The following is a 23,945-nucleotide window of genomic DNA, read 5'->3' on the forward strand; positions in this document are numbered from 1 at the left end:
TTACTTAAATGGCTTAATTGGTAGACCGCCAAAAACTGCACAAGTATAAATACTTATTGCAAAAGTGACATGCTCCCCGACTTTTTCCCGTAGCAATGGCTAGTTTTTCTTGCAATTCTTCAATTATTTTTTGCAGCCCCATTACCAGTTATACCAGTTCAGCTTGGCTCAACTGCTCGATTTGGATTTTTTCTTTCTGTCTGGTGGCTGCGGGCTTTTTCATTCGTTTATTTTACCAGCTTTTGATACTTAAGTCTTTTTTGACCTGAATCCTTACCTTCTATTGTCCTCACATTACTAAGCAACTGCAAGTTCATATTGCAGAACAAAAATTTCATCAGCTTTCAACATAGCCATAGCATATTCACTCCCTTGACTATCAGCAAACTCCACTAAATACTGACATTCCTTTCCCGTATCATACACTTCAACAATAGTTCCCACAAGTCCAACTGGTAAACTAGAAATAGATGCGTATTCTGGTTCCACTAGCGCTAATCGCGTATTGGCAATCGGCTTGAGAATCGCAACAGAATCCAAAACTCTAAAGTGTTTGATCGTAGTTTAAGAAAAGCTGAAATCCAACAACGGTTAGAAGTAGTTGAAGTAATTTCCTAGAAGTACCTTCTCAAGGTTTTTAGGGGCAGGTTTAGTTAGGATATACGCGATCGCAGCGAGTTTACCCATTTCACGCACCCGCCCTCCCCACGCTAGGATTTACCCCTTACTTAGGCCTTAAGTTCGCGCTGCTAAACTCAGAAGCCACAATCATCGACCCAATCCCCGCATCGGTAAATATTTCTTGCAGCAAAGCATGAGGAATTCGACCATCAATAATGTGAGCACCCTTCACACCCTGAGCCAAACTCCGCACACAACAGTTAACTTTGGGAATCATGCCCCCAGACACAACTCCCGACTCAACCAACTGTCTCGCTTCCTGAATATCTAACTTAGCAATCAGACTCTCTGGTTTGTGATAATCCTCTAAAATGCCCGCAGTATCTGTCATCAAAATCAACTTTTCCGCTCCCAAACCAGCGGCAATTTCCCCAGCTACCGTGTCAGCATTAATGTTGTAAGATTGACCGTTTTCATCGGCGGCCACGCTCGACACCACCGGAATATATCCGCTGTTCACCAAAGATTCCAAAATCTGGATTTTCACGCCGCTGACTTCACCCACAAACCCAATTCCTTCCCGCCCATCTGGACGAGCTTGAATCAGGTTGGCATCCTTGCCGCACAATCCCACTGCTTTGCCGCCGGCTTGGTTGATTAACGAAACAATTTCCTTATTTACTTTACCCACCAAAACCATTTCTACAACTTCCATTGTCGCCGCATCAGTCACCCGCAAACCATCCTTAAATTGCGGCTCAATTCCTAATTTTTCGAGCCAAATATTAATTTCCGGGCCGCCGCCGTGAACCACAACCGGACGCATCCCCACGCAAGCTAGCAGCACAATATCCCGAACCACCTTGTCTTTGAGATTGCTATCTTTCATCGCCGCACCGCCATATTTGACAACTATGGTGCGACCGGCAAAGTGTTGAATGTAAGGCAGTGCTTCGGACAGCACCTCTACTCGATTAGTGTCCGAATTCCTAACAAAATCGCTTTGTTTGAGCATGGGTAAATTACAGAAGACTAAAAACTTAATTCTAAACTTTAATGGCTAAAGCACATATTAACAGCCACAAAAATCACTTTTTCTCTGAATTTTATCGACGCGCAGGCTCGATCGCCCTTATTGATCCCAATCTTCAAAAAATTCATAGGTTTTTTTAATAAAAGCATTAAAATTTATGTATTATAACTTATACATTTTTTGCTACAGTCAAGAAATGTATAACTCCCTAGATTTACTTAACGTTTTATGTTAACTGCTGTCGCCCAAGACTCGGAAAACCTTCAGTACAACCTACCATCAGAGGCTGACTCGTCCCCCCGGATGACGGTATTTTGCGATTTAGACGGGCCCATAGTCGATGTTTCCGATCGCTACTATGCCACCTATCAACAGGGATTGGCCGATACTCAAGCAGCTTATCTCGATCGGGGAATCAACCTCAACCTTCAAATCCTCAGCAAACAGCAATTTTGGCAAATGAAGCAAAACCGCGTGCCCGATGCTGAAATAGCCAAAAGTTCCGGCTTGTCGGGAGAAGAAATTAACGTTTTTTTAGGATGCGTCAGTCAAATTGTCAATCAGCCAGACTTGTTGCACTTAGATCGCATCCAGCCGGGAGTGCAATGGGCGATCGGACTTCTGCACTCCCGCGGCGTGCGGCTGATTTTAGTCACCCTGCGGCCGAGAAATCAAGCCGTTCAACTGTTACAAAATTACGGTTTAGCCAGACTGTTTACCAGCATTCGCGGAACTCAGATGGCGGATGCGGCCTATCACAACTATACAGCCTTAAAAACTGAATTGTTGGCTGAAGTGGCACAAGAATTTGAGTCATCGCTGGGTTCGGCTTGGATGATCGGAGATACAGAAGCAGACATCCTCGCAGGAAAAGCATTGGGAATACCTACAATTGCCGTTACCTGCGGAATTCGCAGCCGCTATCAACTGCAAAAGCACCAGCCTAATTTCATTCTCAGCGATTTGATTATTGCCGTTCATCACTTATTAGGTTCGGCGCAACAAGTAATAGTAGAATGACTACAGTTAACGAATGACTAATGACTGTTGACTGTTAACGGTTAACTGTTAACGAATGACTAATGACTGTTGACTGTTGACTGTTAACGAATGACTAATGACTGTTAACGAATGACTAATGACTAATGACTGATGACTAATGACTAATGACTGATGACTGATGACTGATGACTAATGACTAATGACTGATGACTGACTAAGATTTTTCTAAATTCCTGGTCATTTCCCACAAGCGATTGAGCGGAAAATAAATCACCGGAGCCCAAAGACTGCTAAGAATAGCAGAACACAAAGCCACTCGCTGGTGATAGCTCCAAATTTCCAGTAAAGCCCGATCGCCCATAGAAAAAAATTGCAGTCCCATCACCGTTTCCGCTACCACCGCCATCCCAAACACAATTAACGCGATCGGAATCGGATCTCTCTCAACAATATCTACCGGAATCGACCAGGTTTTCTGCAAAACAACTGTTAAGACTCCTACAACAACTAGACTGACAGCGTGGCTGGGATGAGGAGCCGTCATCGCATCTTGAAGGAACCCCAAAACCAAGCCCATGCTAGCGGCTCCCCAAACTGTACGTTTCCGCTTAATACTCCAAGCTACCAACCAAATTAACAGCCAGTTAGGCCCAATTCCCAACAATTCCATTCCCGGCATCCGAGTGGGCAATATCAGTATGCACAGCATCACAGATAGAAATGTAACTGCGAAGTTAAGAAATGGGCGCGATCGCGAAGACATCCGAGATAAAGCTTTCATTGTTGCTGTGCTCCCTCAGATGGTGCAGAAGATTGACTCTGCGAATCCTTCGGTTCGGCTTGCTTAGAGTGGGGGTAAACCACCGCCCACTCCAGAGCATTCATCGGTGCAGAAAACTCAACCACAGCCTCTGGAGCCGGAGTTTTATTCATATCCACCGAAACCACTTTTCCCACCGGCAAACCAGGAGGGAACAACTGACTGTAAGAAGAAGTTGAAACCACATCCCCAGGCTTGACATTGGGAACATTCTCAAAAAACTCCATCACCGCCTGATTTCCGCCTTTCCCGCGCATAAAACCCATGTGACGACTGCGGGTAATTCCCACACCCAATTGACTCGTAGCGTCGCTGACTAACAGCACCAAGCTAGTATTAGGAGTAACGCTGACTACTCTGCCTACTAAACCGCCGGGACTCATCACAGTAAAATCTGTTTTAATGCCATCATTACTGCCGCGCCCCAAGGTTACTTGCTGCCACCAGTGGTCGGCGCTGCGACCAACAATAGGAGCTACAATCCCTTTAGGTTTCTTAGCAGAAACGTAACCTAAAAGCTCTTTTAGCTTTTGATTTTGAGTCTCTGCTTCTAATAGTTGGGCTTGCAATTCTTGAGTTCGCGCCGAGATGAGTTCCTCTTGTCCAGAGCCGTTGGCGTGAAACGGACGAGTCACCCAATTGTAAACTTCAAATACTGCCGCACCTTGTGTTTGTCGAACTCCCCAAGCGGCAGTTACAGCTAAACCTAAAAGAGCTATTTGCAGCCGCAGATCCCACCACTTTCGGAATGTATTTTTTAGCATAATTTCACTAATCTAAAATTGTTAAGTCAGGATTTTAGATTTGAGATTGCAGCCGTATTTCTAAATCCACAATCCCAAATTTGTTAACTACATATTACGCGACGACTGCCCGCTGAAAACCCGTTCCAACTGTTTGTTTTCCAATACTCTACCAGTTCCCAAAACCACGCAGCACAGCGGATCGGCGGCCACGTGAGTGACAATTCCTGTTTCGTGACTGATCAGAGTATCTAAACCTTTCATCAGCGCGCCACCACCAGCCAGCATAATTCCCCTGTCAATAATATCTGCCGCTAATTCCGGCGGGGTGCGTTCCAATGTACGCTTGACAGCTTCCACAATTACTGAAAGCGGTTCCGACATACTTTCGCGAATTTCTGGGCCCTTGATAGTAACAGTTCGCGGCAAACCCGACAGTAAGTGCAAGCCCCGCACTTCCATCATTACATCGTCATCCTCTGGAGTTGGATATGCAGAACCAACCTGAATCTTAATTTCTTCAGCAGTGCGTTCGCCGATGACCAAATTGTGAACTTTTTTCATGTATTGGACGATCGCCTCATTGAGTTCGTCGCCGGCTACCCGCACAGACTCACTGATCACCGTACCTTGCAAACTCAAAACCGCAACTTCCGTAGTACCTCCGCCTATATCTATAATCATATTGCCAGTCGCCTCAGCAACAGGCAGTCCAGCCCCGATCGCCGCCGCGATGGGTTCATCAATTAACCGTACTTCTCTAGCACCAGCCTGAGTCGCCGCCTCAATGACAGCACGCCTCTCAACTCCCGTGACACCGCTGGGGATGCCAATAATTATCCGCGGCGAAACTAAGCTTCGGCCTTCGTGAACCCTGCGGATAAAAGTCTTGAGCATTAGTTCGGCCGTATCGAAGTCTGCAATTACCCCGTCGCGAAGCGGGCGCAGTGCTATGACATTCCCTGGCGTGCGGCCGAGCATTTTTTTAGCTTCTTCTCCAACAGCCAGCGGTATTTTTAACTCTTGGTCGATCGCCACTACAGAAGGTTCCTGCAGAACAATACCTTTGCCCGATACATAAACGAGCGTGTTAGCAGTACCGAGGTCGATACCCATATCTCTAGATAACGAAAATCGATTGAGAAGACCCACTGATTCGTACCCCCCCCAAAAACTAAAATACTATTGTGTGCAATAATGTTGTTACAAAAGTGTAACCGAGGTGGATTCTATTACGTTTTTCATCCTGAGTCTAGTCAGAAATGTACATTGTCGAGCTCAGGTTGAGCGCAGACTTGCCAATCATCCACCATCAATATGTTCTCCTAACTGGGTGTACAATCAGGATGAAGCCTCACAAGCGCTGTTCCAAGTTCAGTTTGGAGGCTAAGGCGCGTGTGGACTGTTTAACTACATCACCGATCGACCACATTCCCAAAAAAGTTTATGAGTCTTAATGTTGTAACTTTAGTAGGCCGCGTCGGCGGCGACCCGGACGTAAAGTATTTTGAGTCGGGTACAGTTAAGTGTAGTTTGACGCTGGCAGTGAACCGCAGAACTAAGAACAGCGATCAACCAGACTGGTTCAATCTGGAAATCTGGGGCAAAACAGCGCAGATTGCTGCTGACTACGTTCGCAAAGGCTCTCTAATTGGCGTAACAGGCTCTTTAAAGTTCGATCGCTGGCAAGACCGCAATACCGGTTCAAATCGCTCGAAGCCTGTAATTAAGGTAGACCATTTAGACTTGCTGGGTTCCAAACGCGACAACGAGTCGGGTATGTCGCAACACAACAGCGAATTCTAGCGTTTGGGGAATTTGGGAAGTAATATTTGTGAATTGGGTGGGTGCTCGTGACTTCAGAAAAGTTAGAAATTGTTCAAACTGAGTACCAAGCTGGGCAAGTAGCTTTTGAGAGTGGCCGGTATGCTCAAGCTGTGCAGAGTTTAGAAACAGCTACCGGTTTAGTCGATCGAAATTCCCGGTTGGGCGGCGAGGTGCAGATGTGGCTAGTGACAGCCTACGAAGCCTCTGGCAATACAGAAAGGGCGATCGAGCTTTGCCGCAAGCTCACCCGCCATCCCCGCCAAGAAACCCGCCAGCAAGCAAAGCGCTTGCTGTTCATTCTCGAAGCTCCCAAACTCACTATCCCTCCTGAATGGATGGTGAAAATCCCTGATTTGGCAGCTTTAGATGAAAATCAATCAATCAGTTTTCAATCCAATCCGAACGCTGATATCAAGTACGCTAAACCCAAGCCAGTCGTACCAGAGCCTGTAGATTTGAGTCAGGTTAATACGAAAGATAATAGGTTTATCTGGGTGGCGTTAATTGCGATCGGGCTAATTTTAGGCGGATTATTTCTTAGTTATTAATCATTTGTTTAATTTCATATGCGGTCGATTACCCAATATGGTAGGGGCGGGTTCACCAACAATACTCGCCAATAATTGACAATCTCAAAAACCCGCCCTGGTCGCTATATTATAGTCAATCGATCCGACATGATGATATCAAACCATTGCTTGCATAAGCCCTGAGAGAAGTTAAGCAATGCCTTTTAGCAATTATAAAAGTATCAGCGCGGTCGCCAAAGAATTCCAAATTAATTGCCTACGGGAGAATTTCATTGTCGAAACAGAATTTGCAGTCAGCGAAGTTTTTCGGAATGAATTAGAATTGATTTTCAATGAGGGAGTATTTGACAACTCGGAAATCGCCATTTGTGAAAATATCATTTATCCTGTATTAAAAGAAGTTTGGAAAAATTATCGCAGTAATTTTCTCCTCTGGAGTCACCAAACCTTAGTCTATAATGATAATCTGTCAGGAATTCCAGATTATATATTGGCGAAGCGCTCCCCCCTCGGCACAGTAGTTTTTGACCAAGAAACTGGGATACAAGCCCCGTCCTTTTAGGACGGCTTTTCTTGGTTTCTAATGTATTCCTTCAATACTTCTAGAGGTGCGCCACCTACGGAAACCGCAAAATAACTAGGACTCCATAAAGCTTCTTTGTGGGGTTTTTTGTATCCAGCCTGTCCGTAGCGACGACTAGAAACACCTTTGAGTGCATTAACTATTTGAGAAATAGATAATTTAGGCGGATACTCGATCAGCGCATGAACGTGATCGGCTTCCCCGTTGAACTCTAGCACTTGAAAGTTCATTTTTTGGGCTACATCTCGAAACGACTTTTCAATCAAATCAAGACTTTCGCTCGTGAATACAGACCGACGATATTTTGTTATACAGACCAAATATATTTTAAGTTCTGTAACAGAATGGCGTTCCCGACGGTAAACTGTTGTCATTGCTTGTCAACCAATATATAATTAAACCTACAGACCAACATTCAATATAACCATGAAGGCGAGATTCAAGTACAGATTTTATCCGACGACCGAACAAAAGCAGAGCTTGGCTCGGCTGTTTGGCTGCGTCCGGGTGGTTTGGAACGATAGTCTAGCCCTCTGCAAGCAGTCTGAAAAAAAGGCAAGTTCATCTGAGCTGCAAAAAATCATAATAACCCAAGCAAAAAACACCGAAGAAAGAGTTTGGCTGAGCGAAGTTTCTAATATCCCTCTACAGCAGTCTGTAGCGGATTTAGAAACAGCTTTCAAGAACTTCTTCGATTCCTGTAAAGGGAAGCGAAAGGGTCGTAAAGTGGGTTATCCTAAGTTCAAGAAAAGAACAAATAGCCAGTCTGCCAGATTTCGGATTGGAGGCTTTTCTTTTAAGAATGGCGGTGTGTATTTAGCCAAGATTGGTATTGTCAAGCCAATCTGGTCAAGAGAACTTCCATCTGAAGCTAGCTCAGTCACAGTAATCAAAGATTGTGCAAATCGTTATTTCCTAAGTTTTGTAGTAGAAGTTCAACCCGTTCACTCTGATGCCAAAAACCAAAGTATCGGAATTGATTTAGGAATAAAAACTTTTGCAGCAATGAGCAATGGAGAAAAAGCTGAAAGCCCTAGCTACCAAAAATTAGACCGGAAAATTCGCAAACTCCAGCGCCAATTAGCTCGTCAACCAAAAGACTCTAAAAGGAGAAACGTAACCCGAATTAAAATTGCTAAGTTGCACAATAAAATTGCCGATACCCGGAAAGATTTCCTGCACAAATTGTCAACTAAAGTAGTCAAGGAAAACCAAGTGATTATTTGGGAAGACCTCAATGTATCGGGAATGGTAAAAAACCGGAAACTTTCACGGGCAATTAGTCAGCAAGGATGGCGAGAATTTAGGACTCTCTGTGAGGCTAAATCTGAAAAGTTTGGTAGAGAGTTTCAAGTAATTAGTAGATGGGAACCTACTAGCCAAGTTTGTGCGGATTGTGGTTTTAAATGGGGCAAGATTGATTTGTCTATTCGTTCAGTGCTTTGTGTTAGTTGCGGTACTGAGCAGGATAGAGATCAAAACGCTTCGAGGAATATAGAGAAAGTCGGGATGGGGAATCGCCACGACTCTAAACGGACGCAGAGGGAGAGTGAGACTATTTCGGTAGCATCACCCGATGAAGCGTCAAGAATCACCGCTGCTTCAGCACGGTGAGTATTTCAAAAGCCCTATTTCATATTAGTTGAAGCCAAGAAAGAGAGCGCATTTGATGAAGGATGGGGGCAGTGTTTGGCAGAAATGATCGCCGTGCAGCGACTTAACAATGAACCGGAACAAACTATCTTTGGGATTGTTTCTAATGGGGCAATGTGGCAGTTTGGCAAGCTGAAATTAGAAATGTTTACTCAAAATAAATTTTTCTATACAATTCAGGACTTAGAGCGACTGTTTGCAGCAGTTAACTATGTTTTTAAACAGTGTGAATTACAATTATAGAGGAATGCTCTTCAGTTTTAGGCGCGGGTGTCGAGAAACCGGGTTTTTATGGAAATACTTCGCTGTAGTCGGCAGATTCACAAAAAACCCGGTTTCTAAGTTGAATTATTTACAGCAATCTTTGGAGATTTTACAGCATTTGCGATCGCCCGACGCGGAGACAGTGAGAGAAATTATTGCTATGGTTCAGCAGATGGCTGGGGATTGATGGATGCACTTCGACTAAAGAAACTGGGTTTTTCGCAGCTTTTCGGTGGTGTATCGATATTCTGGGAAAAAACCCGGTTTCTGGCAACACCCTAAATCGCTAAAATAAAGAAAAGACCAAACCAAAAAGGCGATTATTGTGAGCGATTCAACCATAGAACAGATATTAAAATTGGCATCTCAACGCGCGGATGCCGCTGAAGTATACTACCTGTCGAGTCAAGACACCCCCATCGAATTTGAAAACAATCGCCTCAAATCCCTGCAAACCAAAGCACTGCAAGGCGTAGCACTGCGGCTGATTTCGCACGGCAAAATCGGTTTTGCTAGTTCCACAGATTTAACGCGGATAAACGATTTAGTAGATGCAGCCATTCAAACAGCCGAAATCGGCGACCCCGCAGAATTTGAACTCGCCTCCGACTTCCACCTAAAAGGCCCGGAAACCACCTACACTCCGCCCACAACTCAAGAATTAGTCGAAAACGGCAAAAACCTGATCGAGCAAGTTCACGCCTACAATCCCGATATTATGGTAGATGTCGGCTTCCACGTCCGCAGCGGGCGCGTCAAAATTGCCACGACGCGAGACGTGTATGCCGAAAGAAGCAGCCAAATAGTCAGCGGGACGATCGCGGGAAATTTGGTAAAGGGAGAAGACTTTATGCAAGCATACAGTTACGATGTTGCGCGCGATCGTCCCCTAGACACCAACAGCATCCTCGAATCACTCCTCGAAAAATACCGCCTCGCTGAACATTCAGCCAGCATCACCAGCGGTTCCTACCCAGTATTATTTACCCCCAGAGCCGCCGCTAGCACCCTCGGTGGCCTCTTTGATACCATCCTTTCAGGCCAAGCAGTAGTTCAAAAAGCCTCTCCCCTAGCCGACAAAATCGGCGAAACCTTATTTGACGAACGCTTTACCTTTTTTGAAGACCCCACTTTAGGCCCTTCTGCTTGTCCCTTTGACGACGAAGGTACACCCACCACCCGCAAAGTCTTGATAGACAAAGGTACTGTCACCGGATTTTATTGGGATCGCAGGTGGGCCGCTCGCGCCGGTGTACAATCAACCGGCAACGGTTTTCGTGGCGGATTGTCTCGCCCCGGCCCTGATTTGACTAACTTTTGCATTTCCCCCGGAAATACCGCCACTCAAGACTTGATTGCTAGCATGGACGAAGGTCTAATAGTAGAACAGGTTTTAGGTGCCGGTCAGTCCAATCAGTTAGCTGGCGAATTTTCTGTCAATTTGGACTTAGGCTATAAAGTAGAAAAAGGCAAAATTGTGGGTCGCGTCAAGAATACAATGGTGGCAGGCAGCATTTTTGAAGCCTTTAAAAATTTGGCAGATTTAAGTAGCGAAGCCGAATGGGTAGGCGGTGCAGCCTATTTGCCAAGTATGCTGTTTCAACAGTTGGGTGTAGCTTCGAGGCAATAAGTTCAGTGCGGTTTTACTCGTTACCAGGCTCTGCCTGGTAATACAGATGATGAGGCTCTGCCTCGAATTTGGATGAAAGCTTGCGAGGCAAAGCGTCTGGACATGGGTTCCCAGGCAGAGCCTAGGAACCAGTTAAACAAACATAGAAACAGTGTCGGCAATTCAACGCTTTGCTAATTCATGCAAATAGGTAAAAATAGGGAAAAATATATAATGAAAGAGCAAAATGTCAAGGATGGAACTGGGAAGAAGAAAAAGCACTTTTTCTTTCTTTTACCTTTGGTTTTTTGCCTTTTAACTCTAGTGACTGGATGCGTTCAGTACGATGTCGGGGTCAACTTTGAGAGTCAAACTCGCGGCGAAATCGTGCAGCACATTAAACTAGGGGAAAGGTTGACGAGCTTCAGCAGCGAAACTGTTGCAGAATGGTTGAAAAGCGTAGAACGCCGGGTGAGGTTGCTGGACGGAAAAACTAAACGGGTTTCCCCCACAGAAGTTCTAGTGACGATTCCTTTCAATAATGGATCCGAGTTGCAAGACAAGTTCAACCAATTTTACAATCCGATCGCACCAACGACAAAATCTCTGGTTTCAAGTCGGCTAGAAACCGATTTGCCGAAGTTTGAATCTCACCTTAATGTCAAGCAGAATAATTTGTTATTGGTGCTGAGAAATCGGTTGAGTTTGGAATTGGATTTGCGCTCTCTTTCACTGCTTTCTTCTAATGGCAGTCTGCTGCTGAGTCCGGGGGGACTTTTGGAGCTAGACTTTAGCTTGAACACACCTTGGGGCGCCGAAAGTATTGAAACAGTCGCTGGTGCGCTGGTTCCCGAAAGCTATCAGCAAGGAAAACAGTTAGTTTGGAAGCTCAAACCCGGAGAAGTTAACTATTTGGAGGCGATATTCTGGATTCCCAGTCCCGTAGGAATTGGGGCGCTGATTATTGCCTTATTTGTGGCGGCGGGCATTGCTTTGAAATATCAAATATTGCCAGGGCTGGGAATCGGCAAGAAACCGCAAAACATCGGTCAAACCTAAAGAGGATATGTCCTAGAGGGGCGGCTTAACCAATCTCTTCAATCAACTCTCAGAGCTGCCATCAACCCGCCCCTCCCCGGATATTATGGTTAATTGACCCGATTAGATTTTATAAAAACACTGAGAATATATGCCTAAAAACAGTTGACAAATGGTAAATAATTTGCTTAACCTGAATTGAGAATTAGGAACAGAGAAAATGCGATCGCTAAATTTCTTCTTCATCTTTCTGATTTGCTTGGCTCTAGTATTATTCAGCATAGAAAATACACAGCCAGTCGTGATTCAAGTTATCGAAGGCGTCCAAGTTAAAGCTCCGCTGTGCGTAGAACTAATTGTAGCGATAGGATTAGGGGCAACACTAGCGTGGCTGTTCAGTCTGTGGTCGAGAATGCAGCGAACCCTCGCCTCGCGCCAACAACTCCGCCAAGTTCGCGAAAAAGAGCAGCGGATTCAGGAATTAGAACAAAATCTTGAACGCTATAAAGCCGAAGTAGAAGGCCAACAACCTTTGTTAGAAAGTGCAGAACCGATAAGTTTAGAAATAGCAGCCATTGAGGCCAAAGCTGCTGAAATGACCGCCAATTAATTTGATATGCTCTCTGGTTTTCTCCGAGGCAAAATCTAAAATCTAAAATCTAAAATCTAAAATCTAAAATCTAAAATCTAAAATCGAATGGCCGTTTCCCGAGACCAAGATGGTTTAGAAACGATTTCCGAGGGGATCGCAATTTTAATTGACCTCGCCGAACGGGGAGAAATTGATCCTTGGGACGTTAAGGTAATTGAAGTGTTCGATCGATGTCTGAGCAAGCTTACGAACGCCTGCGATACTGATCAGAGTAAGGATTTCTCCGATTTGTCCCACTCCGGCCAAGCGTTTTTGTACGCTTCAATGCTGGTTTTGCTCAAAGCAGAAAGTATCGTCCTCTCAGAACCCCCCGCGAATCCCGACGCCGACGAGCCTGCAGTAGAAGACGCAGAGCACTCAGGCGGGCGACACTTGCCGCAGCATTTAGAGCGGCAATTGCGCCGTCGGGGTGTAGCTCAACTACCGCAAAAACGCCCGGTGACTCTCCCAGAACTGATTGAGCAGTTGCAGCTAATGAAAGCAGCAATGGAGCAGCAGACAGTTACCCCCCGGCGCCGCCCTACCTCAAAAATGCGATCGCAAGCGGCCCAGGCTATCTTTGAGCTAGCTCACCAAGAAAATCTCGTAGAAACTGCTAGTGAACTCGAACGGTTTCTGGCTCAGCGGGGCGCGGAAATTGACGAGGGTTGGCTGGACTTGGACAACTTGCTAGAGCTCTGGCATCATAAGGATTTGCACTCCTCTGTCAACCCAGAACACCCGGTATCCACTGGGGAAGTTCACTTGCCAAATCATGACCGCGTAGGTATTTTTTGGGCGTTGTTGCTACTATCGGCTCAGTCTAAAGTAGAGTTGCTTCAAGAGGAGTTTTATCAAGACCTCAAAATCCGCGCGCTTTGAGCTTAGAGGGTATTAGGTTCTCGGGCGAAACTAATAACTATGCCACTGCGTCGGTTAAAATTCCAGGGAGAATCTCGCTCTATGGCATTCTGTTGCTGAGTCCCGAATGCGGAGAGTGGCAGTGCGAAGTTCTTGGTGATTCCCTATTCCTGGTTTCTTAAATCTAGGTAAATTGGGGATAAATGATTGATAGCCTGGTACGATGTCGCCTATAAACTGGTCAGGATTTTGCTGTGATCGATCGATTCGACGATCGCCACCGCTAGCATCTAATTGTTCAGTTGATATCAGTTAACAGAGGGTTGAGGAAGTTAAGAGTCAGGAACTCAGGGCTAAAGCCACTGAGCTTGTAAGAAATTGCAAGCTGTTCTGACCAGACCCCTCGAAAGAGGAGACGTTATTTAGGTCACGACACCGGAGAATGCGACGCTAGTTTTCCGCTCTGTCATCTGCAATTAAACAGTTTTAAAGTCACTGAAACAGTGTTGCAGGTCTAACAAGCTTTTATAACCAGGTCGAAGCGAACATTACCCCGAAAGGGAGGCTCCATAAGAGCAAACATTATGCGTACAGAGTTGCAAGGTTTGAGGCGCTAACTGTCCTGCCGAAAGTGCATTACAAAAGTACACTCCTGTCGAGCAACTCCAAGGCGGTAATGGATACAGAAAGATTAAAGGCGGTTGAAACCGCCCGTGTCGTTTCCCTCTCAGGTCTTTCATACCCTGAGTTTCCCACTTACCGAGTTTTTCTTATGAAAGCGATGATTCTGGCGGCCGGTAAAGGCACTCGCGTCCGTCCTATTACTCAGACAATACCCAAACCGATGATTCCGATCCTGCAAAAGCCAGTGATGGAGTTTTTGGTCGAATTGCTCCGCCAGCACGGATTTGACCAGATTATGGTCAATGTTTCCCACCTGGCAGACGTGATTGAAAACTACTTCCGCGACGGTCAAAAGTTTGGGGTACAAATTGCCTATTCTTTTGAAGGGCGAATTGAGGAGGGAGAACTGATTGGAGAGGCTCTCGGTTCGGCTGGTGGCATGAAACGAATTCAGGATTTCTCGCCGTTTTTTGACGATACTTTTGTGGTGCTGTGCGGCGACGCTTTGATTGACTTGGACTTGACTGCTGCTGTGAAGTGGCACCGGGAAAAAGGGGCGATCGCTACTATTGTTATGAAATCGGTTCCCCGCGAGGAGGTTCCCAGTTACGGAGTGGTGGTAACAGACGAGTCTGGCAAAATTAAAGATTTCCAAGAAAAACCTTCTGTAGAGGAAGCTCTGAGTACCGACATTAACACTGGTATTTATATTTTTGAACCGGAAATATTCAAATACATCCCTTCGGGCCAGGAATACGATATCGGTTCGCAGTTATTTCCCAAGCTAGTAGCAGAAGGCGCGCCTTTTTACGGGATTAGCATGGACTTTGAGTGGGTGGATATCGGCAAAGTTCCTGACTATTGGCGGGCAATTCAGAGCGTGCTGCTGGGACAAGTTAAAAATGTTTCGATTCCGGGAATTGAAGTGCGCCCCGGCATTTACGCTGGTTTGAATGTAGCTGTTAACTGGGATAAAGTTGATATTACTGGGCCTGTTTACATAGGGGGGATGACGATCATTGAGGATGGAGCAAAAATTGTCGGCCCGACAATGATTGGCCCAAATTGTTGGCTTTGCAGTGGCGCCACTGTGGAAAACAGCGTGATTTTTGAGTATTCCCGTTTGGGCCCGGAGGTGCGGTTGGTTGACAAACTGGTGTTCGGGCGCTACTGCGTTGATAAAACCGGGGCTGCGATCGATTTGCAAGCGGCGGCTCTCGATTGGCTGATTACTGACGCTCGCCAAGTTTTACCCACTCAACACGGAGAAGAGCGGCGCGCGATATCTGAAATTCTCGGTAATGGTGGATAATTGCTAATTGCTAATTGCTAATTGCTAATTGCTCAAGGTAAGGTGCGCCTAGCGCACCCTACTTTTACATTTACGATCTCAGCTTTCAATTCTGGTTATGTGCTTAGGTTGCACCTCACCTCTTCCACCATTCTCGCTTAACAGGCTTTCCGGCCTGTTCCACAAGAAAATCTACTGTTTGTGGAACAGGCCGGAAAGCCTGTTCATAAAAGGCTTCTTGACAGTGGTGCAACATCTCAGTTGCACCCTACATCTTGCACCATTCTCAATTAGCCGTAGGGGCGGGTTCGCCAACAGCCTTAAAGCTTGCAAATAGGTTCTATAAACCCGCCCGATCCCACGAAAAATCCTCTTATTGATATTGCTGCAAGATGTCAGTTGCACCCTACATTTTAAGACTGAAGATAAGTATATTGGCTGAGACTCCGCTCGTAATTTTGCAGCAAAAGTTGGGCCTCGGAAAGAGTAATTTTATTTTGCTGCAAAGCTTCTTCTGTCTGACGGCGGATGCTTTCAACCAAATTTTCTGAATCGTACTGTACGTAGCTGAGGACTTCTTTCATAGTGTCTCCTTTCACAACGTGTTCGATATGATAGCCAGAAGGTGTTAGCTGAATGTGAACTGCATTTGCATCGCCGAATAAGTTGTGAAGGTTGCCCATAATTTCTTGATAAGCACCTCCCAAAAAGAGCGCCAAATAGTAAGGTTCTCCAGGTTTGAGAGTATGCAGTTCCAAAACCGACTTCACATCTCGCAAATCGATGAATTGGTCGATTTTGCCGTCGCTGTCGCAGGTAAGATCGGCTAAAATACCGCGTTGAGTTGGTTCTTCGTCGAGTCGGTTAATTGGCATAATTGGGAACAATTGGTTAATTGCCCAACTGTCCGGTACTGACTGGAAAACAGATAAGTTGATGTAATAAATGGACGCCATCACCTTTTCTAAGTCTTCCAAATCGTCAGATACGTATTCATTTTGCCGCGCGATCGCCTGTATTTTATCGCAGCAAGCCCAGTACAACTGTTCGGTTTTCGCCCGTTCCGCAATTCCCAAATAGCCTAAGTTAAATAAACTGACTGCTTCTTCCTTGAATTGGATAGCATCGTGATAAACTTCTTGGTAATTTTCGGGACTGATAGATTGGTAAATTTCGTAGAGATTGCGCGGAATTTGGTGCGCGTTTTCGTCTACTGGTTCGGGTACTTCTCTGGGGACATCGCTAGTACCGAGTACGTCAAAAACTAACACTGATTGGTGAGAAGCGATCGCCCGCCCGCTTTCGCTAATGATAATTGGAACCGGGATTTTCCGCTCGTCGCAGGCATCTTTCACTCCCGCTACTACGTCGTTAGCGTAGTTTTGCATATTGTAGTTTTTGGAAGCGTGGAAGTTTGTTTTAGACCCGTCGTAGTCAACGCCGAGGCCACCGCCTACGTCCAAGTAGTTCATATTAGCTCCCAATTTAGCTAATTCTACATAAATGTGGCTGGCTTCTCGAATGGCGTCTTTGATAACGCTAATTGAGGAAATTTGAGAGCCGATGTGGAAGTGCAGTAACTGCAAACAACCGAGCATTCCCGCTTTTTCTAGTTCGCCGACTGCACGCATAATTTCAGGAATTGTCAAGCCAAATTTTGCCCGATCGCCCGTGGAACCTCCCCAGCGGCCAACCCCTTTGGTAGTGAGTTTTGCTCGCACTCCCAAAATCGGTTTAATGCCTAATGCAATGCTTGCGGCGATTGCGAGTTCTACTTCCTCTATTTGCTCCAGCACAATTACGGAAGTTTGCCCTAGTCGCTGCGCCAAAATAGCAGTTTCGATGTATTCGCGGTCTTTGTAACCGTTACAAATTAATAAAGCGCCTGGGTTTTTTAAGGTCGCCAAAGCTATCATTAATTCCGGTTTAGATCCGGCTTCGAGCCCGAAGTGATGGGGTTGACCGAAACGCACCAAATCTTCAATTAATTGTCGGTGCTGGTTGCATTTAACTGGAAAGACACCGCGATAGACATTTTTGTAGTTGTACCGAGCGATCGCTCTGGCAAAACACGAATTTAAGCGCTCGATCCGGTCTTCCAAAATATCAGAAAATCGAATCAGCAGGGGCAAAGCCAAATTTCGCTGTTTTAGGGATTCTACCAGTTCGCACAAGTCCAGGGAACCGCCGCGATCGCCCTTGGGAGACACTGTAACGTGACCGGCTGCATTGATCGAAAAATACGGTTCGCCCCAACCTTGAATTCGGTAGAGTTTCTCACTATCTTCTATTGTCCAAGATGCTTGTGGCAGTTGAGCCGCCGTTACCAAAGCAGTGTCTGGTGCCACCGAACTCGTGACTGTTGGCGAGTGAGTCGATAGCGGATCGAGATCGGAGAAAGCAGCGGTAGCTGGGGAACTCATCTTATCAGAAACCTCTTTGAGGAGTGGTCAAATAGATAGTTTATCGCACATATCGGGTTTCCTGATGTAGTTGAAAAATCACTTTGGGTACACGGGCTGGCGATTTTAGATTTTAGATTTTAGATTTTAGATTTTAGAATTGAGTCTACAGATAGATGAAAAGCGGGGATTGAACTACAATCTCAACCGTATTTGCTTTGCGGGACTTATTTCTTCAAACAAATATCCCTATGCAGGTGAACTCGGAAACCGGGTTTCCGAGTTCACCTGCGCCAAGAGAGTTGTCGGACGATCGCTCGCCCGACACACACTAACCAAAAATCACCTCCGGCGGCGCCATGTCAGCGCCCATAATCATTCCCCCGGTCTTAGACTTCTTCAAGCCCGGTTGAGGTGCTTTTTCTGGGGTCTTCTGAGCCGGTGCAACTGAGGCTGGCGGTGTCACCTGCGGTTGAGGTACTGCCTGTGCTCCTGGCACCACGGGTTGCTGCGACAGCCAACCCAAACCCCCTACAGCCCCAGCCATCAAAGCGGTGTAGCCGATGTACAAATGCACCGGACGCATTTGAAAGCCTTCGCCTGAGTCGGAATCGGAAACAGACACATACATACTGGGAATTGGAGTCGGAGCGGGTTTGGGCAAAGCATTCGCCATAGCGCTACCGTCTAGTCCCAAGGCGTCGCCAAGTCTGCGGATAAAACCTCTAACGTAAATGTCTTGGGGCAGTTTGTCGATTTCCCCATTTTCGATCGATTCGATGTGGTGCAGCGGCACGAGAGTTTGACTGTGGAGTTGGAGCAGGGATAGGGAGCGAATTTGCCGTCCCTTACGCAATTCTTTACCCAACTCCCGCAGGCACTCTTCTCGCTGTTGAACGGCTAAAGCTGCTTCTTCTTCCTTGGTGAGTTTTTTCGGCTTTTTGGGAAAACCGAACCCTGGGAAGAATTTTCCGGGGACGGTGACAGTTGCAGGTAGAGCCGACTCGACTTTAATTTCGTCTTGGGGCGCTTGTTTGCTGTCTTCAGAAGTGTTAGTTTCTCGATCGGAATTTTCTTCTGTGTCGGACTCGGTTTGGGGGGGCGCTTCCACCGTAGCGCTGCGCCAATAGAAGACAGGAGCAGTTACTGGTGGCTCCAATTCTTGAATTTCTGTCACCGTCTCAATAGCGGGACTTACAGCAGTAACACTCTCTTGGGCTACTTGCGCTTCAATTTTGTTCTGTTTGGGAAATCGATCGAATGCGAGCTTGACGGCTTCTCTGCTAACTGCTCTAATTAAAATTTCGGCAGCGGAGGCTGCTTCGCCCAACATTGTTTGCAGGCTAGCTAGAGCGTGGCTATAGGTGTCGCTACAGAGGAGTTCAGCTTCTATTTGACCTAGAACAGAACGAAAACTTTCTTGAGAAATTTCAATAGTTGGGTGATCTGTCACCCCAAAATAAGCCTCGGGTTTCAGTGCCATGATATTCATGTTGTCTTGGTAGAAGGTATCTGAGTACGTTCTTCGACAGGTTGGCAGTGATTCCGGATGTCGGTTGGGGGAGAGTGGGAGAGTGGGGCATCGGGCATCGGGCATCGGGCATCGGGCATTGGGCATCGGGCATCGGTTGCCCCTCCCCAATAACTATTGTTTGTGGATGCGATCGAGCAACCAAAGAGCCCCGAAAATCCCGACAAAATGGGCAACAGTGGCGTGAGTATTGGCGAGTACCACAAATATATCTAGAGGCTGAATAAATCGACCCACATCAACGGCGGCACCGAACAAGGCTTGCGGCTGAGCTAGAGATTTCGCTAAAAGCGTGCCGCTGATGGCTTCTGCGCCGATCAGCGTCAGGATCATTCCTGACAAGTTGCTCATCAGTGCCAGCCGCACCTCTTTGATGGTGTCTGCTTTTTTGGGGCGCGCTGCGTTACCGGGCGATCGCAGTTGTCTCGACAAACGGGTGAAGCGGAAAGAGCGATATACGCTGTAAGCGAGTACGGCTAGCCCGCAAATGGCAAAAAAAACGCCCCCGCCGGTGCCGGCACTGGTTGAACGCCCAGCGACGGTAGTGCTGGGGAGGGCGAAGGGGATGGCAAAGAGCAAAATGATCCCCGCTACAACCGCTAGCACTAACTGTACCCAGAAGCAAACCCAGCCTGTTGTACGAAGGGCAAAGGCTACTCGCTGTACGGCGACAGGAAGCTTATCGTTATCTAACTGATTAGTCATATTTTGAGCGGGTATAATTAATTGGCATTAGTTGGCAGCAGTTTTTTCTCTTCGGGGACGGTTGACGGCGGTTAACCCTCTTTATAATAGAAGTAGCAATGTTTAAGATTTGTAACTAACATTGGATTTCACATTTGAATAGCGTCGATCGCCAGGTACCCAAAGCAATGACACAACTCCAACCCACCGTCACTCCCAAACTGGAACAGCCAAAGTTTGGCTTCAACAGCTACGCGGAACGCCTTAACGGTCGAGCCGCGATGATCGGTTTTTCTCTAACTTTAATTATCGAGTATGTCACAGGCCAGGGCTTGCTGTCCTGGTTAGGTCTCAACTAATTTTAGCAACGGCGCGGTCAGCCTTACACTTTGTCTTGACTCGAACGGCAGCGGGTGTGGCTTCTGCTGACCGCGACAAATTCGGGAATTGATTAAAATATTAATTAGAAAGAAGCCCAGCGACTTCTCTGCCGAGAGAGTTCTGTTCCCGAATGCAATAGCTGGCTTTTGGAGGTATATATGGGGTGGAATTTTGATTTGACAAGCTTGGCAATTTTGCCTCGCTCCCGTACAATTCCCCACAGGCGAGAAGATTAATTTAGGTGAAGCTAGTCTTTGAGCTAGAAATCCCGATCGTTCCGCCAACTCTAAGTTTTAGAGATGGCTCTAATCGCTTAATGCTTTATTAAACTTGCCATCAAGCGAATTATGGCGACCATATTGACAGGCGCTCCGTTTTATGTAACATTCTCAGGATAATGCCGAAAACCAAGGCAAAAATTTTCTGGTTTGTAAACCACGGTCGATTTAAGACTGACCAGCCTATAACAAGGTCGAACGGGATACCACGATTCGTTAAATGGGTTGAAAATAATGGTTCAACAATGGCTAAAAGCTTCAAAAAGAATAGTTGTACTGACTAAAAAAATAGGGTGGGCTACACCCGAATTTACGCCTGTGGACAAGTAGGAGCCGACTCCCTTGGCAGAAGCAGGAATCAGACCCTCTAGAAAATACTTCTAGTTGAATGGTGAAACTGAGATAAGTTTAGCCAAGTTTTGTATAGCAGCTTGTAAATAAATATAGAACAGAGTAAAACCAAATGAATGCTTCATGGACGCGACTTTTGAGGTCAGCTTACCGTAAAGAGCCAATTACCAGCTTTGTTGTGACAGTGGGCGTTGTCGATGCAGCCATCGGCAGCATGGGTGCGAGTGGCTCTTTATTGGCTTTTGGGCTTGGCACCGCTGGGGTGGCGATGGCTCTCCGCTGGTGGCAATTTTACCGCTCTGCAGCCGAACAAACCGCACCTGCTCCCGAATACTATCTTCCTCCTCAGTCTTCTAGACCTCAGTTACCGGTGCTTAATGTGTCTAAAAAAAATCCTCCTTATTAAGATTACTGGGCAATGCTGACTGGGCGATGTGCCGATCGACTCCCTGGATCTGAGGCACCAAAAGATAGGGCAAGAAAGTCTTTCGATCTTGGATGCTTGGTTTATGAATATTTCTGTTGCCGAGAAACTGTACAAAATTGGCTCTGTAGCTGCCTGTAGCGGTTTGTCGGTCAAAACTGTTCGTTACTATGAGGAGATGGGCTTGCTGTCTCCTGCGGTGGAGCGATCGCCCGCGGGCTATCGCTTGTTTGGCGAAACCGTATTCAACAGGTTGGCGTTTATTAAACGATCTCAGACTCTGGGTTTGAGCCTTCAGGAAATTAAGGATATTTTAGAGGTTCGCGATCGGGGAGAGTTGCCTTGTTCTGAAGCGAAGCAGCATCTAACGGCTAAAGTAGAGGAAATTTCCGTGCAAATTGCAGCCTTAGAAACTTTGAAGAGGGAGTTGCAAGGCATTCTCAAGTGCTGGCAAGAGCAACCCTCGCAGGCGAGCATTACTAGCACGATTTGTCCGAACATTCAGCGGGATTGAGCAGCGGAAAGATACAAAAAAAGGGAAGGAATTATGGGTTTCCTTCCCTTGATGGTTTTGTTGGTGGTTTTGTGGGTGATTTTGTCGATCGTGTTGAGCTTTTAACTGTTTTCGCAGAGTTTGCTGTTGCTTTTTGAGTTGCCGAGCCCTGGCTGAGCCGCCTTTACCTTTGGAGTTTCTACCCTCGCTGCGAGGAGACTCCCAACTTTTTAGTCTCATGTTTTTCATTTTTTGCACTACTTCTATAATACACCGCCAGATTTTCACTGTCAAGTATTTTTTAGAGCGAAGTTTCGTAGTATCAACTGTTGAGTGATTGGGATTTGCTAAAGGCATAGCGATGGTGCGCCCCTAAACACTCTACAGCCCGATCGTGCCCCCATAAGCACCCTACAATTAGAGTTTTTTGTGGATTCCCTTAACAGCCCTAATTGTGTATATTTATCAGTCCAAATATCCGGCGGGTATTTCAGCATCTGTAAAAATTGGCAGCGTTTCCCAAATTTTCACCCATTCCGGAAATTGGGCTACTTTTTTTAGCTGGAGCGACATTTCTATTAAGGAAAATCCTAAATTGTGGAAATCTTGAATAAGTTCGGCTTTCAAGAAAATTTCATTTTTAGCTAAATCGGGAGCATTAGTCGCAATGACAACGCTGTTGCCGGTTTCTAAATTGCATATATAAACTTGTGCGAACACAGTTTGAATCGTTTTCACCGCTGCCGCATTAAACTCTTGTTTGTGGAACAGGTGGACAACTAGAACACCTGCGCTTGACAAGCGAGTTTTGCACAGTTGGTAAAATTCTTGTGTCACCAATTTATAGGGCATATAGCCGCTGCCAAAACCAGCATCCACGATAATTATATCGTTTTTTACTATGGAATCTTGTTGGGCTAGATATTCGCGTCCGTCTTGAATGACTACTTTGAGTCTGTCGTCGAATTGAATGCCAAAAAATTTTTGAGCTACTTCGACTATTTTTTGGTCAATATCTGTACATTCGACTATCGCGTTAGGGAAATAGTGGTGGAAAATTCTGGGGAGGGTGCCGCCACCAAATCCGATTACATAGATTTTTTTTGGGTTAGTTTTCCAGACTAATGCTAGCAGCACGGATCGGGAATAGGGAAAAATTAAATTTAGTGGATTGTTGAGGTCTAGGATAGATTGAGCTACATTTGTGATTAAGGTTTCTCTGTCTGCTAAGAGCAGTAGTAGCACTGAGTTTATTTTTTTTACGGCGATGCAGTTGTCGCCGGAGTTTTGTTGAAATAGGAAGCCGTCTGGCTGTTGCTGAAGCCAAGTGATTTGTTGGTTAATAGCTGCTAAGTTGCTGGTTTGTCGATCGCCTTTATAATCAGTCATACGATTTTAGATTTAAAATTTTAGATTGGGGGTAAACGCATCTTAACTTTAACCCAAAATATGCTACAGTTATATCCGACTAATTTTTTATGTACTTTATTGTAGTTCAAGATTGTGATCGAGGGCAAGAGGTTTTAGTAAAGCTGTAACTTGGCAACAAAAACAAACAAACAAATAAATTCATTGCCAAAAGTGTATATTTTAAATACCATTTTTTTTTAGTTTTTCCACATTGAACGACCTAAGAATAGAAAAAAGTAAAGAAGATTTCCTCAAAGATATTAGATCGATCGCGATTCTAGCTATCCAGACGCGGTGCCGACGGATGGGTGGCAAGAACAGCCTATGGTAACGCCAAATATGAATGGTTCAAAAGCTTTCTATAATTACCGGTATACCATCTCATGACCAAGAATTTCTTGATGGTACCCGCCACGTGATTTATCCGTGGAATCAATCCAAAATCTAAAATCTAAAATCCTCAAGCCCCCGAATTGATCTCGCGCAAGTCAATCCAAAATCTAAAATCTAAAATCTAAAATCGAATGACAGGTTTAGTCTCCTTATTTGCCCGAAGTGAACCGCAGCAGTTTCAAGAATATTTTTTGAGTTGGGTAAATGCGATAATCGGGGAATTAGAACTAAACGCGATCGCCCTTCATTGATGGCAAAACAATGAAACTATCTTATGACCGAAATGAGCAGCAAAAAGCCCTATATATATTCACTGCATGGTCTTCAACTCATCAATTAGTTTGAGGGCAAAAAAAAAGAGATAAAAAATTTAATGAGCTAGATGAGTATGAATCCGTAGAATGGCGGCTGAGTGTGTCGGAGTTAGTTTGAATAATTCATGTAGGGGCGATTCCCTACGGGATAGCT

At 45.7% G+C, this 23,945-nt stretch carries 25 protein-coding genes; 15 read left to right on the forward strand and 10 right to left on the reverse strand.

Annotated elements, in window-relative coordinates:
• Positions 1 to 297 precede the first annotated feature (297 nt).
• Both QUB39_RS25170 and argB read right to left on the reverse strand, forming a co-directional pair.
• A complete protein-coding gene (locus tag QUB39_RS25170) occupies positions 298 to 540 on the reverse strand; it encodes a DUF4926 domain-containing protein (RefSeq protein WP_333053451.1) in 243 nt (80 codons plus the stop codon).
• Positions 541 to 724: 184 nt separating this feature from the next.
• Positions 725 to 1,636: an acetylglutamate kinase gene (argB, locus tag QUB39_RS25175; RefSeq protein WP_333053450.1), complete on the reverse strand. Its 912-nt coding sequence runs from the start codon at positions 1,634 to 1,636 to the stop codon at positions 725 to 727.
• A gap of 246 nt (positions 1,637 to 1,882) precedes the next feature.
• On the opposite strand from argB, the gene QUB39_RS25180 reads away from it, so the two are divergent.
• Positions 1,883 to 2,674: an HAD family hydrolase gene (locus QUB39_RS25180; RefSeq protein WP_333053449.1), complete on the forward strand. Its 792-nt coding sequence runs from the start codon at positions 1,883 to 1,885 to the stop codon at positions 2,672 to 2,674.
• Between the two features lie 196 nt (positions 2,675 to 2,870).
• On the opposite strand, the gene mreD is transcribed toward QUB39_RS25180, so the two are convergent.
• The 3 genes from mreD to QUB39_RS25195 all read right to left on the reverse strand — a co-directional run bounded on the left by mreD (position 2,871) and on the right by QUB39_RS25195 (position 5,335).
• Entirely contained in the window at positions 2,871 to 3,437 is a 567-nt protein-coding gene (mreD, locus tag QUB39_RS25185) for a rod shape-determining protein MreD (RefSeq protein WP_333053448.1), read from the reverse strand.
• Positions 3,434 to 4,240: a rod shape-determining protein MreC gene (mreC, locus tag QUB39_RS25190; RefSeq protein WP_333053446.1), complete on the reverse strand. Its 807-nt coding sequence runs from the start codon at positions 4,238 to 4,240 to the stop codon at positions 3,434 to 3,436. The genes mreD and mreC overlap by 4 nt, the downstream gene beginning before the upstream one ends.
• Positions 4,241 to 4,327: 87 nt before the next feature.
• Complete coding sequence (locus QUB39_RS25195; protein ID WP_333053445.1) at positions 4,328 to 5,335, reverse strand: rod shape-determining protein; 1,008 nt, start codon at positions 5,333 to 5,335, stop codon at positions 4,328 to 4,330.
• Between the two features lie 330 nt (positions 5,336 to 5,665).
• Here QUB39_RS25195 and QUB39_RS25200 point away from each other — a divergent pair, with 330 nt between their 5' ends.
• The 3 genes from QUB39_RS25200 to QUB39_RS25210 all read left to right on the forward strand — a co-directional run bounded on the left by QUB39_RS25200 (position 5,666) and on the right by QUB39_RS25210 (position 7,138).
• Positions 5,666 to 6,025 carry a single-stranded DNA-binding protein gene (locus tag QUB39_RS25200; protein WP_190663675.1) on the forward strand — a complete coding sequence of 120 codons (360 nt, stop codon included), beginning with the start codon at positions 5,666 to 5,668 and terminating at the stop codon, positions 6,023 to 6,025.
• Between the two features lie 47 nt (positions 6,026 to 6,072).
• Positions 6,073 to 6,594: a tetratricopeptide repeat protein gene (locus tag QUB39_RS25205; protein ID WP_333211668.1), complete on the forward strand. Its 522-nt coding sequence runs from the start codon at positions 6,073 to 6,075 to the stop codon at positions 6,592 to 6,594.
• 178 nt (positions 6,595 to 6,772) lie between these two features.
• Positions 6,773 to 7,138 (forward strand): hypothetical protein, encoded by a 366-nt coding sequence (locus tag QUB39_RS25210; RefSeq protein WP_333053442.1) that lies wholly within the window; start codon positions 6,773 to 6,775, stop codon positions 7,136 to 7,138.
• On the opposite strand, the gene tnpA is transcribed toward QUB39_RS25210, so the two are convergent.
• Positions 7,135 to 7,533 (reverse strand): IS200/IS605 family transposase, encoded by a 399-nt coding sequence (gene tnpA, locus QUB39_RS25215; protein WP_333053441.1) that lies wholly within the window; start codon positions 7,531 to 7,533, stop codon positions 7,135 to 7,137. The genes QUB39_RS25210 and tnpA overlap by 4 nt on opposite strands.
• Positions 7,534 to 7,585: 52 nt before the next feature.
• Here tnpA and QUB39_RS25220 point away from each other — a divergent pair, with 52 nt between their 5' ends.
• The 8 genes from QUB39_RS25220 to QUB39_RS25255 all read left to right on the forward strand — a co-directional run bounded on the left by QUB39_RS25220 (position 7,586) and on the right by QUB39_RS25255 (position 15,151).
• Positions 7,586 to 8,773: a transposase gene (locus QUB39_RS25220; RefSeq protein ID WP_333053440.1), complete on the forward strand. Its 1,188-nt coding sequence runs from the start codon at positions 7,586 to 7,588 to the stop codon at positions 8,771 to 8,773.
• Between the two features lie 75 nt (positions 8,774 to 8,848).
• Positions 8,849 to 9,055, forward strand: coding sequence for a hypothetical protein (locus tag QUB39_RS25225; RefSeq protein WP_333053439.1), 207 nt, complete (start codon positions 8,849 to 8,851; stop codon positions 9,053 to 9,055).
• 4 nt (positions 9,056 to 9,059) lie between these two features.
• The gene (locus QUB39_RS25230; RefSeq protein WP_333053438.1) at positions 9,060 to 9,263 is read left to right on the forward strand and encodes a hypothetical protein; all 204 of its coding nucleotides are present in this window, start codon (positions 9,060 to 9,062) and stop codon (positions 9,261 to 9,263) included.
• A gap of 138 nt (positions 9,264 to 9,401) precedes the next feature.
• Entirely contained in the window at positions 9,402 to 10,706 is a 1,305-nt protein-coding gene (locus tag QUB39_RS25235) for a metallopeptidase TldD-related protein (protein WP_333211672.1), read from the forward strand.
• Positions 10,707 to 10,919: 213 nt separating this feature from the next.
• A complete protein-coding gene (locus QUB39_RS25240; protein WP_333053436.1) occupies positions 10,920 to 11,744 on the forward strand; it encodes a DUF3153 domain-containing protein in 825 nt (274 codons plus the stop codon).
• Between the two features lie 199 nt (positions 11,745 to 11,943).
• Entirely contained in the window at positions 11,944 to 12,333 is a 390-nt protein-coding gene (locus tag QUB39_RS25245; protein WP_333211675.1) for a LapA family protein, read from the forward strand.
• 87 nt (positions 12,334 to 12,420) lie between these two features.
• The gene (locus QUB39_RS25250) at positions 12,421 to 13,236 is read left to right on the forward strand and encodes a segregation/condensation protein A (protein ID WP_333053434.1); all 816 of its coding nucleotides are present in this window, start codon (positions 12,421 to 12,423) and stop codon (positions 13,234 to 13,236) included.
• Positions 13,237 to 13,987: 751 nt separating this feature from the next.
• Complete coding sequence (locus QUB39_RS25255) at positions 13,988 to 15,151, forward strand: NDP-sugar synthase (protein WP_333053433.1); 1,164 nt, start codon at positions 13,988 to 13,990, stop codon at positions 15,149 to 15,151.
• Positions 15,152 to 15,543: 392 nt separating this feature from the next.
• On the opposite strand, the gene speA is transcribed toward QUB39_RS25255, so the two are convergent.
• The 3 genes from speA to QUB39_RS25270 all read right to left on the reverse strand — a co-directional run bounded on the left by speA (position 15,544) and on the right by QUB39_RS25270 (position 19,768).
• Positions 15,544 to 17,553: a biosynthetic arginine decarboxylase gene (speA, locus tag QUB39_RS25260; RefSeq protein WP_333053432.1), complete on the reverse strand. Its 2,010-nt coding sequence runs from the start codon at positions 17,551 to 17,553 to the stop codon at positions 15,544 to 15,546.
• A gap of 310 nt (positions 17,554 to 17,863) precedes the next feature.
• Positions 17,864 to 19,015, reverse strand: coding sequence for a helix-turn-helix domain-containing protein (locus QUB39_RS25265; RefSeq protein WP_333053431.1), 1,152 nt, complete (start codon positions 19,013 to 19,015; stop codon positions 17,864 to 17,866).
• A 162-nt stretch (positions 19,016 to 19,177) separates the two neighbouring features.
• On the reverse strand, positions 19,178 to 19,768 hold the full coding sequence (locus QUB39_RS25270; protein WP_333053430.1) for a DUF3611 family protein: 591 nt from the start codon (positions 19,766 to 19,768) through the stop codon (positions 19,178 to 19,180).
• A 167-nt stretch (positions 19,769 to 19,935) separates the two neighbouring features.
• Between QUB39_RS25270 and QUB39_RS25275 the strand changes: the two genes are divergently transcribed.
• From QUB39_RS25275 to QUB39_RS25285, 3 genes are all read left to right on the forward strand, one after another.
• Positions 19,936 to 20,106 carry a hypothetical protein gene (locus tag QUB39_RS25275; RefSeq protein ID WP_172186391.1) on the forward strand — a complete coding sequence of 57 codons (171 nt, stop codon included), beginning with the start codon at positions 19,936 to 19,938 and terminating at the stop codon, positions 20,104 to 20,106.
• A gap of 763 nt (positions 20,107 to 20,869) precedes the next feature.
• On the forward strand, positions 20,870 to 21,163 hold the full coding sequence (locus tag QUB39_RS25280; protein ID WP_333053429.1) for a hypothetical protein: 294 nt from the start codon (positions 20,870 to 20,872) through the stop codon (positions 21,161 to 21,163).
• Positions 21,164 to 21,266: 103 nt separating this feature from the next.
• Positions 21,267 to 21,695 (forward strand): heavy metal-responsive transcriptional regulator, encoded by a 429-nt coding sequence (locus QUB39_RS25285; RefSeq protein WP_333053428.1) that lies wholly within the window; start codon positions 21,267 to 21,269, stop codon positions 21,693 to 21,695.
• Positions 21,696 to 22,139: 444 nt separating this feature from the next.
• On the opposite strand, the gene QUB39_RS25290 is transcribed toward QUB39_RS25285, so the two are convergent.
• Positions 22,140 to 23,063, reverse strand: a complete 924-nt coding sequence (locus QUB39_RS25290; RefSeq protein WP_333053427.1) for a fused MFS/spermidine synthase — start codon at positions 23,061 to 23,063, stop codon at positions 22,140 to 22,142.
• Positions 23,064 to 23,945 lie beyond the last annotated feature (882 nt).

Source organism: Microcoleus sp. AT8-B5 (genome assembly GCF_036705565.1).
Lineage (GTDB): Bacteria > Cyanobacteriota > Cyanobacteriia > Cyanobacteriales > Microcoleaceae > Microcoleus.

What these genes read in the sequence shown, in the direction of transcription:
- argB (WP_333053450.1), bottom strand. Translation starts at nt 1,636, where the DNA reads ATGCTCAAACAAAGCGATTTTGTTAGGAATTCGGACACTAATCGAGTA.
- QUB39_RS25180 (WP_333053449.1), top strand. Translation starts at nt 1,883, where the DNA reads ATGTTAACTGCTGTCGCCCAAGACTCGGAAAACCTTCAGTACAACCTA.
- mreD (WP_333053448.1), bottom strand. Translation starts at nt 3,437, where the DNA reads ATGAAAGCTTTATCTCGGATGTCTTCGCGATCGCGCCCATTTCTTAAC.
- mreC (WP_333053446.1), bottom strand. Translation starts at nt 4,240, where the DNA reads ATGCTAAAAAATACATTCCGAAAGTGGTGGGATCTGCGGCTGCAAATA.
- QUB39_RS25195 (WP_333053445.1), bottom strand. Translation starts at nt 5,335, where the DNA reads ATGGGTATCGACCTCGGTACTGCTAACACGCTCGTTTATGTATCGGGC.
- QUB39_RS25200 (WP_190663675.1), top strand. Translation starts at nt 5,666, where the DNA reads ATGAGTCTTAATGTTGTAACTTTAGTAGGCCGCGTCGGCGGCGACCCG.
- QUB39_RS25210 (WP_333053442.1), top strand. Translation starts at nt 6,773, where the DNA reads ATGCCTTTTAGCAATTATAAAAGTATCAGCGCGGTCGCCAAAGAATTC.
- tnpA (WP_333053441.1), bottom strand. Translation starts at nt 7,533, where the DNA reads ATGACAACAGTTTACCGTCGGGAACGCCATTCTGTTACAGAACTTAAA.
- QUB39_RS25220 (WP_333053440.1), top strand. Translation starts at nt 7,586, where the DNA reads ATGAAGGCGAGATTCAAGTACAGATTTTATCCGACGACCGAACAAAAG.
- QUB39_RS25230 (WP_333053438.1), top strand. Translation starts at nt 9,060, where the DNA reads ATGCTCTTCAGTTTTAGGCGCGGGTGTCGAGAAACCGGGTTTTTATGG.
- QUB39_RS25240 (WP_333053436.1), top strand. Translation starts at nt 10,920, where the DNA reads ATGAAAGAGCAAAATGTCAAGGATGGAACTGGGAAGAAGAAAAAGCAC.
- QUB39_RS25245 (WP_333211675.1), top strand. Translation starts at nt 11,944, where the DNA reads ATGCGATCGCTAAATTTCTTCTTCATCTTTCTGATTTGCTTGGCTCTA.
- QUB39_RS25250 (WP_333053434.1), top strand. Translation starts at nt 12,421, where the DNA reads ATGGCCGTTTCCCGAGACCAAGATGGTTTAGAAACGATTTCCGAGGGG.
- QUB39_RS25255 (WP_333053433.1), top strand. Translation starts at nt 13,988, where the DNA reads ATGAAAGCGATGATTCTGGCGGCCGGTAAAGGCACTCGCGTCCGTCCT.
- speA (WP_333053432.1), bottom strand. Translation starts at nt 17,553, where the DNA reads ATGAGTTCCCCAGCTACCGCTGCTTTCTCCGATCTCGATCCGCTATCG.
- QUB39_RS25265 (WP_333053431.1), bottom strand. Translation starts at nt 19,015, where the DNA reads ATGGCACTGAAACCCGAGGCTTATTTTGGGGTGACAGATCACCCAACT.
- QUB39_RS25270 (WP_333053430.1), bottom strand. Translation starts at nt 19,768, where the DNA reads ATGACTAATCAGTTAGATAACGATAAGCTTCCTGTCGCCGTACAGCGA.
- QUB39_RS25275 (WP_172186391.1), top strand. Translation starts at nt 19,936, where the DNA reads ATGACACAACTCCAACCCACCGTCACTCCCAAACTGGAACAGCCAAAG.
- QUB39_RS25280 (WP_333053429.1), top strand. Translation starts at nt 20,870, where the DNA reads ATGAATGCTTCATGGACGCGACTTTTGAGGTCAGCTTACCGTAAAGAG.
- QUB39_RS25285 (WP_333053428.1), top strand. Translation starts at nt 21,267, where the DNA reads ATGAATATTTCTGTTGCCGAGAAACTGTACAAAATTGGCTCTGTAGCT.
- QUB39_RS25290 (WP_333053427.1), bottom strand. Translation starts at nt 23,063, where the DNA reads ATGACTGATTATAAAGGCGATCGACAAACCAGCAACTTAGCAGCTATT.